This window comes from Microvirga sp. 2YAF29 (assembly GCF_052114605.1).
Taxonomy (GTDB): domain Bacteria; phylum Pseudomonadota; class Alphaproteobacteria; order Rhizobiales; family Beijerinckiaceae; genus Microvirga.
The window spans coordinates 50,150-65,218 of sequence record NZ_JBFRFB010000011.1 but is presented as its reverse complement, the minus strand read 5'-3'; the positions used below and the strand labels follow the sequence as shown (position 1 = coordinate 65,218).

Below are 15,069 nucleotides of genomic sequence, written 5' to 3'. Positions count from 1 at the left end.
TTTCTTGCGGTGAACCGGTGTCCACTTCGCCGGAAAATGCTTATAGGTCACGCCTCTTCGCGTTCTGCAATGCCCGATGGGCTGGAGCCCTCCATGACTGATCCCGTATCCTCACCTTTCGACGATATCCGCCGCCTCATTACGACCATGGCCGGTCCGGACGAGGCTGCCGTTGAGGCGGTGCGGATGCGCGACCGGCAGCTCACCAAGCCTGCGGGCAGCCTGGGCCGCCTCGAACATATCAATGAATGGCTCGCCGCATGGCAGGGCAAGCCGAAACCCACAGTGGACCGCCCGCTGGTCTGTGTCTTCGCAGGCAGCCATGGCGTGACGGCGAAGGGCGTCTCAGCCTTCCCGTCCGACGTGAACCGCCAGATGCTCGAGAATTTCGCAGCGGGCGGGGCTGCCATCAACCAGATCTGCGCGGCTTATGGCCTGGGCTTCAAGGTGTTCGACCTTGCCCTCGGCATGCCTACCGGCGACATCACCGAGGCCGACGCCATGGACGAGAAGGCCTGCGTCGCTACCATGGCCTTTGGGATGGAGGCTATTGCCGGCGGCACGGACCTTTTGGCGGTCGGCGAAATGGGCATCGGCAACACCACGGTGGCCGCCGCCATCTACACCGCCCTTTATGGTGGCCCCGCCGCGCATTGGGTGGGGCGCGGCACGGGCGTGGACGATGAAGGCCTGAAGCGCAAGATCGCTGCCGTCGATGCCGCCATAGCCCATCACGGCGAGCACCTGAAGGATCCGCTTGAGGTTCTTCGCCGGCTTGGCGGGCGTGAGATCGCGGCCATCGTGGGCGCGATCCTGGCCGCGCGGCTTCAGAAGATTCCCGTCGTGCTCGACGGCTATGTGGCCACCGCCGCAGCCGCGATCCTGCATGCGATCCATCCCTCCACCATCGATCATTGCGTCGCTGGGCATCTGAGCGCTGAGGGCGCGCACCAGGATGTGCTGACCCGCCTCGGCAAGATCCCGCTGCTGGCGCTCGGCATGCGTCTCGGCGAAGGCTCCGGCGCGGCTTTGGCGGCAGGGCTGATCAAGGCAGCGGCCCAGGTCCATCGCGACATGGCGACCTTCGGGCAGGCTGGAGTGTCCGAGCGCATATCGTGAGACGTCGACGCCGCCGCTTCGGAAAAAGCGGCATCCAATCTCTCATCATCGCGCTGGCGCTCGCTGGTGGGGCCGGCATTGCGCTTAAACCCAATGACCGCAACCTCGATGGCCGGGCCCAGGTAACCGATGGCGACACGATCCGCATCGGCGACACACGCATTCGCCTGAAGGGAATCGATGCACCCGAAATGCAGCAGACCTGCTCGCGGGACAGGCGCTCCTATCGCTGCGGGGATGTAGCTCGCCGCGCTCTGATCGACATGATTTCGGGTGAGCCCATCCAGTGCCGCGCATCAGGCCGCGACCGTTATCGTCGCATCCTCGCCCGCTGTACGATCGGCGGCGTGGATATCGGCGCGCGGATGGTCGAGCAGGGCTGGGCCGTCTCCTATGGGCGCGATTACGACATGCAGGAATTCCGCGCGCAAAGCCGCTCCGCGGGCCTCTGGTCCGGCGAGTTCGAGCGTCCTCAGGACTGGCGGCGCAGGCAGTCAGGCTGACTTGCGCGCCATAGGGCTCTACCGAAAATTCGGTTTCGAGCCAATGGAGGCCTATTACGAGACGCCCGTGGGCGGCACGCTCTTTCTGAGACGTATTCTCGCAGAGGCGAGCGCTCGATAAAGCGCGCCTGAATCCCCATTTCAGGGAAATGAATCCTCCCGATTTCGATGAACTCGCAGGCAAGCTTCGGGCCTGCCGCATCTGTCGCGATGCGCCATTTTTCGGCGGGGCCTTGCCCCATGAGCCGCGACCCATCATCCAGGGTAGCGCGAGCGCTCGGCTGTGCATCGCGAGCCAGGCGCCGGGCACCCGCGCCCATGTCAGCGGCATTCCGTTCTCGGACCGCTCCGGCGCTCGTCTGCGTGATTGGCTGAGGCTCGATGAAGCGGCCTTCTACGACGCCTCGAAGGTTGCCATCGTGCCCATGGGCTCCTGCTTTCCGGGGCAGGATTCCAAAGGCGGCGATCTCGGGCCTCGGCGTGAATGCGCGCAGACTTGGCGACAGCCCCTGTTCGAGGCGTTGCCCAATCTCGAACTCGTTCTGCTGATCGGCCAATACGCGCAAGCCTGGCATCTCGGCGACGATTTCCGCGACGGCCTGACCCAGACCGTCCGACGCTGGCGGGAGCTCCTAAGCAATCCGCAAAAGCCGCGCATCCTGCCGCTGCCGCATCCCTCCTGGCGCAACAACGGCTGGCTTAAGACTAATTCCTGGTTCGAGCACGAATTGTTGCCTGTCTTGCGGGAGAATATTCGTGAACTTTTCTAATGAGAAAGTAGTCATGAAATGGAAAATAAGATAAAACTGAGATATTCAAAAAATAAACTAGGGCTAAAATATTTACGATAATTTGGAACTATCAAGGTTAAGGGATGCTTATATCAATATAATTCAGGAAAATTACATGTCGCATATTTCATATTCTCAAGATGAGAGCCCTTTTTTAAAGCTCCATATGCGCGATGCCCAAGCCAAGTGGGATCGGCTCACTACAGCGGACCTCGAGCATATCAAGACAAAGGCTCAGCTGATCGGCGTCGTGCAAGAGCGTTACGTATTGTCTCACGAGGTTGCAGCCAAGGATGTCGAGATATGGAGTTTGGATCGGCGCTTCTGATCGAACGGCCCTTTGATAGACCGCATCGGTGCGAGCTCCCGTTCGTGCATGGCGGCCTGCACGAACTCCGTGAATGAAGGAGGCCTCTTATGAGAGCCCATCATTATGCTGTTGGAGAGCGTGTTCTTTATACGGAGCAGCGATTTCCTCATCTGATCTGCAGGCAGCCCTACACGGTCATTCAGTGCCTGGATTCAAGGCGTTCCAATCCGCAGTATCAAATCCGTTCCGCTTCCCGACCGTTTGATTGCGTCGCCGGCGAGGACGAACTCAGCCGAGACGGCTTGCCCATGAACGTTTCCCAGCAGCCAGATTTTCCAAGTTTTCTGGACTGCAATCTCATGAACGAAGCGGCGAACTTCAATCTGGTTCCTTGGGACAGCCTGCCTCGCAGAACACGGCACAAGAACGAGAAGCCTCGTCTAGCAAGGCATTAGCGGCATGACCCATAGCAGGCCCGTGCTGACTGATAGCCAAAGGACCATTTTGTCCTACGCAGCTATGTTCGCCGTTTTCGGCTTTGGGATGCTCTGTGTCGCCGTTCTCTAAATATGCACCTGCGCCGTTATTCGGCACGAAAGGACCAAGACTTGACTTATCATCTCTATGCGTGCGGACAAAACGTGACATTCACAGGCAAGCGCTTTCTCAGCCCCAGCTGGACCGGGACGTTCACCATTACCAGGCTGCTGCCTTCAGGCGGCGAAGAGCCGCGATACGAGATCAGGGGCAAAGGAGAGGTCTATAGTCGAGCCGCGTTCGAGAACGAGTTGAGCGCTGACTTCGAGATAGTCCGAGCACCAGGTCCTTAAGGTCAGCGGCCCAAGGCAGCATTCTCCTTTTTCACGAGGCCGGATGAGACTTTTGCCCGTGCTTGCGGGACGAGTCCGCCCTATGTTCAAGCTCGACGATAAGGAGCTTGAGGCATGAGCCTGACGACCCTGCGCTGCACCATCGACGGTCCGGTTGCGACGATCACCCTAGCGCGCCCCGACAAGCTGAACGCGCTCAACGCCACCATGCATGCCGAATTGCGCGAAACGCTCGATGCCTGCGAGCGGGACGAGGCGGTGCGCATGGTGGTGCTGACAGGAGAGGGGCGCGCCTTCTCCTCCGGTCAGGACCTTACCGAGAACCTGCCGCGTGACGACCAAGGCCGAATCGATCTCGGCCCGCCTCTGGCCCGGGACTACAATCCTCTCATCCTCAAGCTCGCCAATTATTCCAAGATCACGGTCGCGGCGCTGAACGGGCCCGCCGTCGGCGCGTCCATGAACATTGCGCTTGCCTGCGATATCGTGCTCGCGGCCCGCTCGGCTTATCTGCAGGAGGCATTCTCCAAGATCGCGCTGGTGCCCGATGCCGGCGGCACATGGATCCTGCCGCGCCTCGTCGGCCCGAAGCAGGCGCTCGCGCTCATGCTCACCGCCGATCCGATCCCGGCGGAGGAGGCTCAAGGGATGGGGCTTATCTACAGGGTTTTCGACGACGAATCCTTCCCCGTCGACGTCGCAGCTTTTGCCGCGAGAATCGCTCAAGGCCCCGGCCTGGCTCACCGCCTGACGAAGCAGGCCGTGGCGCAGAGCCTGTCCAACAGTCTCGAAGCGCAGCTTGACCTGGAGGCGCAATATCAGCGAGAGGCTGGGTTCAGTCATGATTTCATGGAGGGCGTCACCGCCTTCCGCGAGAAGCGCGCCCCGCGCTTCGAAGGCCACTGAGGAGAGCACCTATGGGACGTTACGGGATTCTCATCCTCGTCACCCTGGCCGTCGTGATCGGGTTGATCATGTCCAGCAATCCCGAATACGCGGCGCGGATGTCGGACGTGTCCCGAAGCGTGGCCTTCACGGGCGAAACCCGCGAGATGGTGATCATGCTGCTGGCGCTGGGGATCGGCGCTTTCGTCGTCTATCTCGCCGTGACACGGCGCTGAGGAAAGCGGAAGGTTCCGCTTTGTTCACGGGGCGTTCAAGTCGTTCAACTTAAGCCTTGTTCTTCAATGCCCGCATTCAGGGCCAAAACAGGTTCGCTGATCGTGTACCAAGTGAAACGTGCTATCGTTTTTGCGGCTTTCGTTCTGGCAACGATTGCCGGATCGACGTCTTTTGCTTCCGCTCAACAGCAGCGTCTTGCCCTCGTGGTGGGGCAGAGCGCTTATGAGCGAAACCCTCTTGCGACTGCCGCCAACGATGCGGGCCTGATCGCGCAGACGCTCACCAGCGCAGGCTTCGAGGTGATCCAGGGCCGCGACCTCAATGCGACGGATCTGCGCCGCGTGGTGCGCGACTTCCTCGACAAGGCACAGGAGCTCGAGAAGGACTCCGCAATCGTAGTCTATCTGTCGGGCTACGGCGTGCAGCTCGAAGGCGAGAATTACCTGCTGCCGGTCGATGCCCGAATCCAGCGCGATGCCGATGTGCCGATAGAGGGCTTCCGGCTCTCCGATCTGGTCCGCTCGCTCCAGCAGGCGCCCGCTCAGACCCGCATCATCATCGGCGATATGGGGCGCGATTATCCGTTCCCGCCCGGCGGCGAGCCCATCGCCCGCGGTCTTGCGTTGATGGAGCCGCCTGCCGGCTTCCTGATGGCGTTCTCCTCCGCGCCGAACATTACCGCGCCGGACGGGCAGGGGCCTTACGGCGCCTATGTCACCGCTCTCGCCGAGATGATGCGCCAGCCCGGCGTGCCGGTGGATGAGGTCTTCAACCGCGTCCGCCTGCGCACCCATGAGGCCACCAAGGGCGTGCAGACGCCCTGGGACGCTTTGAACCTCGGCAACACGACCTTCGTTTTCTTCGAGCCCAACGAATCCGCCGCAGCGCCCCTGGTGCGCGAGGTGCGCCGCATCGAGGACGTGCCGGCGGAAGAGGCCTACAGCATCGCTGTTGAGCGCGACACGATCCAGGATTATCAGGCCTTCCTGCGCCGCTATCCGGATCATCCGCTCGCCAAGCGCGTCTCGGCGCTTCTGGCCGCCCGCCGCGAGGCCATCGTCTGGCGCCGCACATTGAACCGCAACACCAGCGAGGCCTACTGGACCTATTTGCGCAGCTATCCCAAAGGCCCACATGCAGCCGACAGCCGCCGCCGTCTCGCGCGGCTCTCGGCGCCGATCGCGCCGCCGCAGGTCTTCGAGGAAGTGGTTTACGACGACCTTCCGCCTCCGCTCCCGATGGTGGAGAGAATCGAGGTCGTCGAGGTGGTGACGATCATCCGCGATGCTCCGCCTCCGCCACGTCCCCCGGTCTATCTGCTGCCGGATTACGAGGAGGACGTGGAATTCGTCGAGATCATCCGCGAGCCGCCTCCGCCGCCGATCCTGGTGGGCGTGCTGCCGATTCCGGCGCCGTTCCCAGTGCCACGCTACGCCCGTCCGCCGCGTGAGTATTACCAGCCAATCGCGCCCATCACGCCGCGCGGCATGGTGGCCATCCCGGTCGCGCGTCCTCCGGTTCTGATGGATCGTCCCGGCGCTCCGCGTCCTCCGCGTGGCGAGCGTCCCGAGCCGCGGATTCCGCGTCAGCCGGGCCTCGTGGGGACGCCGCAGCCGATCCCGGTCGTGGCCCGTCCACCGGAAGCGCGCCCAGGCGTTCGTCCCGGTGCGCCCGTGCCGCAGGCTCCGACCCAGCCGCGCCTGCCGCGCCCGATCCCGCTCGCGGCCGATGGCGGTGCAGCGCGTCCGGGTCGCAGCGACATCCAGCCCGCAGCGCCTGCCCGTCCGAGCCCCGTCGCGCCCGCTCCAGGCGTCGCGCCGGGCCTTCCGCAGCCTGCTCGGCCGTCCGCCATCCAGCCGCAGGGCAATGAGGCGCCGGTCGCCCGTCCTCGCCCTTCCGCCGACGAGAACCGCCCCGCACCCCGACCGCAGCGTCCGGGCGTGGATGAAGGGCAGCCCATGCCGCGTCCCGGTCGTCCTTCGATGGACGAGAGCCGTCCCTCGCCGCGTCCCATGCGCCCATCCGTGGAGGAAAGCCGCCCTGCACCACGTCCCGGGCGTCCCTCGGCTGACGAGAATCGGCCCGCTCCGCGTCCGATGCGGCCCGGTGTCGATGAGGGTCGTGCGGCTCCCCGCTTCGAGGCGCCTCGTCCGGCTCAGCCTGCGCCTCAGATAAGGCAGGCGCCGCAGCAGCGCGAGATCGCACCGCGCCCCGGGCGCGAGTTCGACGCCCGTCCCGCACCCCGGATGGAGAGGCCCGCACCTCCGCCCATGATGCGCCAGCCCGCACCTCCGGCGGCTCGCCCTGCGCCTGCTCCCGCGCCGGCCATAAGGCCGCAAGCGCCCAGGCCGAGCCGTGAGGGTCAGCGCCCCGATTGCCGCCCGGGCCGCCCCTGCGCCAACGAGCAGCGATAACCAAAACGAAAGCGCCGGAGTGTGAAACTCCGGCGCTTTTGTCTTTTGGGGATTGTAGGTTGGCTCAAAGGGTGCCGAGTCTTACTTCTCGAGTCTTGCGATGAGGCTCGACGTATCCCAGCGGCGGCCGCCCATCTTCTGCACGTCCGCATAAAACTGATCGATCAATGCCGTCACTGGCAGGCTTGCCCCGCTCTTGCGCGCTTCCGCCAGCACGATCGCCAGGTCCTTGCGCATCCAGTCCACCGCAAAGCCGAAATCGAACTTGCCCTGGTTCATGGTCTTGCCCCGGTTCTCCATCTGCCACGAGCCGGCAGCCCCCTTCGAGATCACGTCCAGCACCGCCTCGATGTCGAGCCCCGCCTTCTGGCCGAAATGGATGCCCTCCGCCAGGCCCTGCACCACGCCCGCAATGCAGATCTGGTTGATCATCTTGGTCAGCTGGCCCGCACCCGTGCCGCCCATCAGCCGGCAGGCGCGGGCAAAGCTCATGATGACGGGCTCGGCCTTGGCATAGGGCTCGGCATCGCCGCCGCACATGACGGTGAGCACGCCGTTCTCTGCCCCTGCCTGACCGCCCGATACGGGGGCGTCGATGAAGGCAAAGCCCTTGTCCTTTGCGGCGGCATAGAGCTCGCGGGCGACCTCGGCGGAAGCAGTGGTGTGATCGACGAAGATGGTGTCCTTAGCCATGCCGTGGAAGGCGCCGTCCTCACCGATGGTGACCTGGCGCAGGTCGTCGTCATTGCCAACGCAGGCAAACACGATCTCCTGACCTTCAGCCGCCTCGCGCGGCGTCTTGGCGACCTTGCCGCCTTTCTCCGAGACCCAGCGTTCGGCCTTGGCGGCGGTGCGGTTGTAGACCGTGACCTCATGGCCCTTGGCCGCCAGATGCCGCGCCATGGGATAGCCCATCACGCCCAAACCCAAGAATGCTACCTTCGCCATCGATTGCTCCCGTTTGCTCTATCCGTTTCTAGAAACAGGGCGGGCGGGGGTCAAACGACTCTATTTGATGTCGAAGGAAAAATATTTGGCGCGCAGCTGGTCATAGGTGCCGTCGGCCTTCACCTGGGCGATGGCGCGGTTGAAGCGCTCGCGCAGGTTCTCGTCCTCTTTCCGAAGGCCGATGCCGTAGGATTCTCGGCGATAGGCGGGTTCAATTGGCGCATCGCCCATCACGTGGCAGCAATCGCCCTCGCGGGTCAGCAGGAATTTCGAGAGGAAGAGTTCGTCGCCGAACACCGCATCGATGCGCCCGACAAGCAGATCGAGATTGGCTTCGTCCGCCTTGGCGTAGAGCACGATCTCGGATTCCTTGTAATGCTCCTTGAGATAGGCCTCGTGATCGCTGCGCTCGGTGGTGCCGATCCGCTTGCCCGCAAGAGCCTTGGGCGTCACCTCTCCGGCGGGTGTCTCCTTGGAGGCGATGAACACGGCGGGGATGCGGTAATACGGGTGGGAAAAGGCGATGCGCTTCTGCCGCTTCTCCGTGATCTCGAGCGAGGACATGACCGCATCGTATTCACGGTTGATCAGGCCCCGGATGATGCCGTCCCATTCATGCTGCACCAGCAAGCATTCGGCTTCCATCGCCTCGCATACGCTCTTCAGGAGATCGACCTCGAAGCCCTGTAATTCATTGCTCGACGGGTCGGTGAAATTGAAAGGCGGGTAGGCGCCTTCCATGGCGATGCGGATCGTGGGCTTGGCGACAGGCTCCGCATTCTGGGCCGACGCCCCACCGAGCCCGAGGGCGATGGCAAGACCTGCGAGGAGTGCGAGCTTTCGGCCCGATTGAAACGCGTTCACTGTTCTTCAGCCTGAGTGATCAGGCTGATATTCATCGAACGATTTTTATAGTCAATTGAAAGTCTTGGATGCCGTTGCGGCGACAGCGCCGCAGCCTTCAGCCGCCGGTCATGCTCATGTGCCGGGCGACTGCCGGACGGGCATGCCGACGGTCGATGATGAAGTCGTGGCCTTTGGGCTTTCGTGCGATGGCATCCACGATGGCCTGCTCCAGAAGAGCATTGTCGGCGGAGGCGCGAACGGGCGCGCGCAGATCGGCGGCGTCCTCCTGCCCCAGGCACATGTAGAGCTGCCCCGTGCATGTGAGGCGAACTCGGTTGCAGCTTTCGCAGAAATTGTGCGTCATCGGCGTGATGAAGCCGAGCCGCCCTCCGGTCTCCTTCACGCGCACATAGCGGGCGGGGCCGCCGGTGCGCTCATCCAGATCTTCCAGCGTATAGCGCGCGCCGAGCCGTGCCCGTACCAGCGAGAGCGGCAGATACTGGTCAATGCGCTGCTCCTCGATCTCGCCGAGGGGCATCACCTCGATCAAGGTGAGATCCATGCCGCGCCCGTGAGACCATGTCATCAGGTGCTCGATCTCATCCTTGTTCACGCCTTTGAGGGCGACCGCATTGAGTTTGATCTTGAGGCCCGCGTTTTGTGCCGCATCGAGCCCCTGCATCACCTTGGACAGATCGCCCCAGCGGGTGATTTGGCGGAACTTGTCCGGGTCGAGCGTATCGATGGACACATTCACCCGCTTCACGCCGCAGGCCGCGAGGTCGGCCGCATGCTTTGCGAGCTGCGACCCGTTGGTGGTGACGGTCAGTTCGTCGAGGGCGCCGGAATCGAGATGGCGGGAGAGGGAGCGGAACAGGGTCATGATGTCCCGTCGCACCAGGGGCTCGCCGCCGGTGATGCGCAGCTTGCGCACGCCCATGCCGACGAAGGCCGAGCAGATGCGGTCCAGCTCTTCCAGGCTCAACAGATCGCGCTTGGGCAGGAAGGCCATGTTCTCCGACATGCAGTAGACGCAGCGGAAATCGCAGCGATCTGTCACCGAGACGCGAAGATAGGTGATCGCGCGGGCGAAAGGGTCCAGAAGAGCCTTGCCGGAAAAGGGCTGGTCGATCTGGGTTGTCGATCCCCGCATGAAATATCTGTCCCCGTGGGTGCTGTGGGCCAAGGTTTGCTTTAACCTAGGAGCCGATGGTTCGAGTTAAACCACAAGCCGTGTGAGATATCCAAATTCATGACCTCCAGTTCCCAGACAGACGAGCGCTGGCCCACCGAAATCCGACTGGCGAAAGACAGGCGCAGCCTGCGGATCGCCTTCGATGATGGGGCCGCTTTCGACTTAGCGGCAGAATATCTGCGCGTGACGAGCCCTTCGGCGGAAGTCCAGGGACACAGTCCGGCTGAGCGCAAGACGATTGCCGGAAAGCGGGATGTCGAGATCGTCGGCGTGGAGCCGGTCGGCAATTATGCCGTGAAGCTCGTCTTCGACGACCTGCACGACACCGGGATCTATGGATGGAAATATCTCTATGAACTCGGAGCCGGATACGAGGAGAAGTGGCAGGCCTATCTCGATGAGCTGGCCGCGAAGGGATTGTCGCGGGAGCGGTTGAGGTAGGGGCGTCCTGTATTCAGACTTAACGATTGCCGGACAAAGCGCTTCCCTTTCCGCCATGGCCGGGCTTGTCCCGGCCATCCCGATGCGAAAAGCGCGGCGCTCAACAATGTCGGGATCACCGGCACAAGGCCGGTGATGACGGCTGTGGTGTGGATGCGTGCATCTCAAACGACAATGGCCGGGACAAGCCCGGCCATGACGTATTGCAGGTATGAATGCGCTTCTGATTCAGCGCTGGACGATCACGCGCGCGCCGACCTTGGCGCGGCTGTAGAGGTCGGTCACGTCCTCGTTGGTCATGCGGATGCAGCCGGATGAGACGGCCTCGCCGATGGTCTCCGGTTCGTTGGAACCGTGGATGCGGTAGATGGTACTGCCGATGTAAAGAGCGCGGGCGCCGAGCGGGTTGTCGGGGCCGCCCTTCATGTAACGCGGCAGGTCGGGGCGGCGCTTGAGCATCTCTGCCGGCGGACGCCAATCCGGCCACTCGCGTTTCATGGTGACGGAGTGCGAACCACCCCACGTAAAGCCGGGACGGCCCACGCCGACGCCGTACTGGACGGCCTGGCCGTTGCCGAGCACGAGCCACAGGCGACGCTCGCTCGTGGACACGACGATGGTGCCGGGAGCATGTCGGCCCGTATAGGTGACGACTTGGCGCTGGACAGGGGAAGCCTGCGCCTTCAACTGCTCTTCAGCGCTGTAAAGGGGCTGGCGGGTGAGGGGATCGATTGCGGTAAATGCCGCAGCCGGAGTCGCAAGAGCGACGAAGGCACAGGCAAGTCCTGTGAGGGTAGCGCGCGTGCGTCCCATAATGGCCTCGAAATGAACACGTTTGATGAGAGGGTGTGCGAGTGCTAAACGCTTATTGCTGCGTTTCGGATCCAGTGCTTATCAGGGTTTTGCACCATTATCCTAGTGCAGACATGCCACGTTTTCGCCGCTTCGTAACTGAGAGGTTAAAGCCAAGGCGCCACATCTCGGTTTTATGAAAATCTTGAGGCCGAACCGGTTTCTTCCGCTTGACGGAGAGGGCGAGAGGCCTTTAGAAGGCCCTTGTCAGGGCGCGTAGCTCAGCGGGAGAGCATTCGCTTCACACGCGAAGGGTCACAGGTTCAATCCCTGTCGCGCCCACCATTCCTTCCTGACAGACAAGCTTCACAATATCGTGTTCGCGATCGGCGAATGCGTGAGCCGTTCTGTGCGGCTTATGCCGCGAGCGGCTTCATGAGCGCTTCGACCGCGCCGAACAGCTTGTCGAAATGGTCGATCACCACATCAGGCCCGAGTTCCTGCACCGGCACGTCCGTGTAGCCGAACGGCACCGCGATGGCCGGAATGCCTGCATTCTGCGCGGTCACGATATCGGTCCGGGAATCGCCCACCATGATGGCCCGGCGCGGATCGCCGCCGGCGCGCTCGATGGTCAGCATCAGATGGCGCGGGTCGGGCTTGAAATAGGGGAAGGTATCGCGTCCGCAATTGGCCGCGAAACGATGGCCGATGCCGAGTTCATCGAGCACCTTGATGGAGTGCTCCTCCATCTTATTTGTGCATACGGCGAGGACGAAGCCCGCGGCCTCCAGGCGGTCGAGGGCCGCCACGACGCCGGGAAACAGAGACGTCTCGACACAGATATTCTCCCCGTAATGCACCATGAATTGCTTGAACAGCTCGTCGAGATGGGCCGGAGTCAGTTCTTTGCCGGCAGCTTCGAAGCCGCGCTGGAGCAGCGCCTTGGCTCCTGCGCCGATCATGTCGCGGGCCTGGGCAAGGGGCAGGGGCGCGAGGCCTTCCTGACGAAGAATGGCGTTCAGGGTCCCCACGAGGTCGCCCGCCGTGTCGGCCAGGGTGCCATCGAGATCGAAGACGGCGATGGGCGAGGCGATTTGCTTTGTGTGAATGGCCATGAAGGTCGGTTACCTGCTGAAGCAAGGGAATCAATCGCGGGGATGATATGGTGCGGTTAGTTGATTCGTTCTTACCGTATGGAGTGATGAATGCGGTTCTTTGGTTCCGCGGCGTTCGTGTCGATGGTCCTGAGTTTGGGCCTGCCGGGGGGCGCCCTGGCGGCTTCCTATGATTTCGTGCCCGCACCCCAGACCGATCTTAATAGGATTTATAGGATCGATCGGATCACAGGCGAGGTCAGTTCCTGTCAGTATGGACTACAGGAAGGCACAATTGGGGTGACGCTCTGCTTCAGCGCCGGCGAAGGCGCAGGCGCGCAAATCCCCGGAGAATATGGCTTGGTGGCCTCCCGGCACGAACGGGAAGGCGGCGTCTTCCGGGTCAATTTCCGCACAGGCGAAATGAGCATCTGCTACGTTTTCGACGAGCGTGTGGTCTGTACCCCTCAGACGAGACCTTCCCCAGCGGCCAACAGCATGGCTCCCTCGGCCTCCACGCCCAGCGTCAGCCCCGGCACGGGTGCCTCGCCGCAGCGTCCCTAAGTCTTATTGCCGTTACGTCATTGCCCTGGCAGTGATGAAATCATCTTTCTTTTCAACAGTCTCGCGTGCTAGAGGCGGGCCGTCTGGTCCCGGCAGCGGGGCGACATTGCAGAGGTCCTCAGTGAGCGACAATCTCAAGCGCGCGGCGGCTGAGCGGGCCGCCGAACTCGTTACCGACGGCATGCGGCTGGGGCTCGGCACTGGCTCGACGGCGGCCCATTTCGTGACCGTCATCGGCGAGCGCGTGCGGAGCGGGCTGAAGGTTGTCGGCGTGCCGACATCGGAGGCGACGCGGGTGCAGGCTCAGCGCGAGGGCATTCCCCTGGCGACCCTGGACGAGATGCCGGAACTCGACCTGACCGTGGACGGCGCCGATGAGCTCGACGACGATCTGCGCCTGATCAAGGGCGGCGGCGGGGCGCTGCTGCGCGAGAAGATCGTCGCGTCTGCCAGCGCCCGCATGGTGGTCATTGTGGATGGGTCCAAGCGGGTCTCGAAGCTCGGCAAATTCCCGCTGCCCATCGAGGTCGTGCCCTTCGGCCTCACCGCTACGGAGCGTGCCATCGTCAAGCTTCTGGACAGCCTCAGCATGACCGGCGAGCTGCGCCTGCGCATGGCTGGGGATGGCGCTCCCTACGTCACCGATGGCGGTCACTTCATCCTCGATGCCCATCTGGACCGCATCGAGAAGCCGAACGTGCTCGCCTCGACGCTCAACAACATCCCCGGTGTCGTTGAGCATGGTCTCTTTATCGGCCTCGCCTCCGGCGCGATCCTCGCGACCGGGGAGGGGCTTGTCGAACTCGGTCATCTTTAAGACCGAAAGCATCAGACCCAAAAGTGGACCTGCACTTTTGGGATAAATCTGCTGCTTCCTTGTAAAAACGGGAGCATCGTATGGCCGGAAAACCGGATTCTACTTTTCTGTACGATGCTCTAAAGCCTTCACGATTGGAGCTACTTCTATGATCCGTTCCGTTTCCCGCATGGCCGTGACCTCCGTTGCGCTGTTCATGCTTGCAAGCCCCGTCTTCGCCCAGCAGCCGGCTCAGCCGAGCGCCAGCCATCTGGCCGTCGCCCGCGAGGTCGCCGTCAGCTCCGGCATGACCGGTGCGTTCGATGCTATGACCGGCCCGCTGCTCAACCGCCTGCAGCAGATGAATGTGACCCGCCCCGAGATCACCTCCGATCTCGCCAAGGTCGCGGACATCATCCGCCCCGAGGTGGAGGCTAAAAAGCAGGAAATGATCGACAGCACGGCGCGCATCTTCGCGACCCGCATGACCGAAGCCGAGCTGAAGGAGGTTGCTGCCTTCTACAAGTCCGCTGTCGGTCAGAAATACGTGCAGATCCAGCCGGGCGTTCTGGACGACGTGGTCCGCGACCTCTCCATCTGGTCGCAGCGCACCTCGGAGTTCATCATGACCCGCGCCCGCGAGGAAATGAGCAAGCTCGGTCATCAGCTTAACTGATCGGCTTCAAGCATCGCCTGAAGGATCAAGCCCGGTTCGCCGGGCTTTTTCTTTGGGAGTATCGCTCTTGTCGCGATAAGGCGCGGCCTTAGCCTTTCCCTTGATACCCTTGCCGAGAGGATCTTCAAGGAGGAGGCTATGAGCGAGGACTGGGCTGTTGACGTCAAGAAATATGCCCCGAATGCCGACGACAAAGCCATCGCGGGCATCGTGCGATATTTAGGGATCGCGCTTCATAACCGGGATTCGGCGCTGGTCTCCTTCTCCGACCGGGGCGAGCTGGTCACGGTGCGCGACAATTTCCTGAAAAAGAAGCTCGGCCTAACGGTCTCCGACGCCGAGTTGGACAAGGCGATCGCCGCCGTCGGAGAGAGGCTGAAGAGCGACCGGACCAAGAACCGGGTCACCGTTTACTACCTGCTCGCCGAGCAGTTCGGGAAACTGTCGGCTTTTGGGTAGTGCGAGCTCGGTTGAGCAAGCACTTACGAACCTCCCACGTCATCACCGGCCTTGCGCCGGTGATCTCGCTTCATTGAGGCGGCGCACACTCCGGATCGGGATGGCCGGGATAAGCCCGGCCATGACGGAGAGGGTGTCACCCCGATCTTCGCCTTTCAGAACTGTG

General features: G+C 62.6%; 17 protein-coding genes and 1 tRNA gene. 13 read left to right on the top strand and 5 right to left on the bottom strand.

Going from position 1 to position 15,069, the window contains the following annotated elements:
* Positions 1–93 precede the first annotated feature (93 nt).
* From cobT to AB4Y85_RS14900, 7 genes are all read left to right on the top strand, one after another.
* Positions 94–1,119: a nicotinate-nucleotide--dimethylbenzimidazole phosphoribosyltransferase gene (gene cobT / locus AB4Y85_RS14930; RefSeq protein WP_441985697.1), complete on the top strand. Its 1,026-nt coding sequence runs from the start codon at positions 94–96 to the stop codon at positions 1,117–1,119.
* Positions 1,116–1,622 (top strand): thermonuclease family protein, encoded by a 507-nt coding sequence (locus tag AB4Y85_RS14925; RefSeq protein WP_441985696.1) that lies wholly within the window; start codon positions 1,116–1,118, stop codon positions 1,620–1,622. Before cobT ends, AB4Y85_RS14925 begins: the two co-directional genes overlap by 4 nt.
* 149 nt (positions 1,623–1,771) lie before the next feature.
* On the top strand, positions 1,772–2,392 hold the full coding sequence (locus AB4Y85_RS14920; RefSeq protein ID WP_441985695.1) for a uracil-DNA glycosylase family protein: 621 nt from the start codon (positions 1,772–1,774) through the stop codon (positions 2,390–2,392).
* Between the two features lie 187 nt (positions 2,393–2,579).
* Complete coding sequence (locus AB4Y85_RS14915; protein WP_441985694.1) at positions 2,580–2,741, top strand: hypothetical protein; 162 nt, start codon at positions 2,580–2,582, stop codon at positions 2,739–2,741.
* Between the two features lie 926 nt (positions 2,742–3,667).
* Positions 3,668–4,459, top strand: a complete 792-nt coding sequence (locus tag AB4Y85_RS14910; protein WP_441985693.1) for an enoyl-CoA hydratase-related protein — start codon at positions 3,668–3,670, stop codon at positions 4,457–4,459.
* Positions 4,460–4,470: 11 nt separating this feature from the next.
* On the top strand, positions 4,471–4,674 hold the full coding sequence (locus AB4Y85_RS14905) for a hypothetical protein (protein WP_441985692.1): 204 nt from the start codon (positions 4,471–4,473) through the stop codon (positions 4,672–4,674).
* A 111-nt stretch (positions 4,675–4,785) separates the two neighbouring features.
* Entirely contained in the window at positions 4,786–7,089 is a 2,304-nt protein-coding gene (locus tag AB4Y85_RS14900; RefSeq protein ID WP_441985691.1) for a caspase family protein, read from the top strand.
* Positions 7,090–7,170: 81 nt separating this feature from the next.
* Here the strand turns inward: AB4Y85_RS14900 and AB4Y85_RS14895 are convergent, their stop codons facing one another.
* The 3 genes from AB4Y85_RS14895 to moaA all read right to left on the bottom strand — a co-directional run bounded on the left by AB4Y85_RS14895 (position 7,171) and on the right by moaA (position 10,036).
* Positions 7,171–8,037: an NAD(P)-dependent oxidoreductase gene (locus tag AB4Y85_RS14895; RefSeq protein WP_441985690.1), complete on the bottom strand. Its 867-nt coding sequence runs from the start codon at positions 8,035–8,037 to the stop codon at positions 7,171–7,173.
* 60 nt (positions 8,038–8,097) lie between these two features.
* Entirely contained in the window at positions 8,098–8,901 is an 804-nt protein-coding gene (locus tag AB4Y85_RS14890; RefSeq protein ID WP_441985689.1) for a transporter substrate-binding domain-containing protein, read from the bottom strand.
* 97 nt (positions 8,902–8,998) lie between these two features.
* A complete protein-coding gene (gene moaA / locus AB4Y85_RS14885) occupies positions 8,999–10,036 on the bottom strand; it encodes a GTP 3',8-cyclase MoaA (RefSeq protein ID WP_441985688.1) in 1,038 nt (345 codons plus the stop codon).
* Positions 10,037–10,135: 99 nt separating this feature from the next.
* Here moaA and AB4Y85_RS14880 point away from each other — a divergent pair, with 99 nt between their 5' ends.
* Complete coding sequence (locus tag AB4Y85_RS14880; RefSeq protein WP_441985687.1) at positions 10,136–10,519, top strand: gamma-butyrobetaine hydroxylase-like domain-containing protein; 384 nt, start codon at positions 10,136–10,138, stop codon at positions 10,517–10,519.
* A gap of 228 nt (positions 10,520–10,747) precedes the next feature.
* Here the strand turns inward: AB4Y85_RS14880 and AB4Y85_RS14875 are convergent, their stop codons facing one another.
* Positions 10,748–11,332 carry a L,D-transpeptidase gene (locus AB4Y85_RS14875; RefSeq protein ID WP_441985686.1) on the bottom strand — a complete coding sequence of 195 codons (585 nt, stop codon included), beginning with the start codon at positions 11,330–11,332 and terminating at the stop codon, positions 10,748–10,750.
* A 249-nt stretch (positions 11,333–11,581) separates the two neighbouring features.
* On the opposite strand from AB4Y85_RS14875, the gene AB4Y85_RS14870 reads away from it, so the two are divergent.
* Positions 11,582–11,656 (top strand) — tRNA-Val (locus AB4Y85_RS14870).
* Between the two features lie 71 nt (positions 11,657–11,727).
* Here the strand turns inward: AB4Y85_RS14870 and AB4Y85_RS14865 are convergent.
* Positions 11,728–12,429 carry an HAD family hydrolase gene (locus AB4Y85_RS14865; RefSeq protein ID WP_441985685.1) on the bottom strand — a complete coding sequence of 234 codons (702 nt, stop codon included), beginning with the start codon at positions 12,427–12,429 and terminating at the stop codon, positions 11,728–11,730.
* A gap of 90 nt (positions 12,430–12,519) precedes the next feature.
* On the opposite strand from AB4Y85_RS14865, the gene AB4Y85_RS14860 reads away from it, so the two are divergent.
* The 4 genes from AB4Y85_RS14860 (at position 12,520) to AB4Y85_RS14845 (ending at position 14,903) form a co-directional block, all read left to right on the top strand.
* Positions 12,520–12,972 carry a hypothetical protein gene (locus tag AB4Y85_RS14860; protein WP_441985684.1) on the top strand — a complete coding sequence of 151 codons (453 nt, stop codon included), beginning with the start codon at positions 12,520–12,522 and terminating at the stop codon, positions 12,970–12,972.
* Between the two features lie 121 nt (positions 12,973–13,093).
* Complete coding sequence (gene rpiA / locus AB4Y85_RS14855; protein WP_441985683.1) at positions 13,094–13,789, top strand: ribose-5-phosphate isomerase RpiA; 696 nt, start codon at positions 13,094–13,096, stop codon at positions 13,787–13,789.
* A gap of 148 nt (positions 13,790–13,937) precedes the next feature.
* On the top strand, positions 13,938–14,444 hold the full coding sequence (locus AB4Y85_RS14850; protein WP_441985682.1) for a DUF2059 domain-containing protein: 507 nt from the start codon (positions 13,938–13,940) through the stop codon (positions 14,442–14,444).
* Between the two features lie 138 nt (positions 14,445–14,582).
* Positions 14,583–14,903 carry a DUF2853 family protein gene (locus AB4Y85_RS14845; protein WP_441985681.1) on the top strand — a complete coding sequence of 107 codons (321 nt, stop codon included), beginning with the start codon at positions 14,583–14,585 and terminating at the stop codon, positions 14,901–14,903.
* Positions 14,904–15,069: the final 166 nt, after the last annotated feature.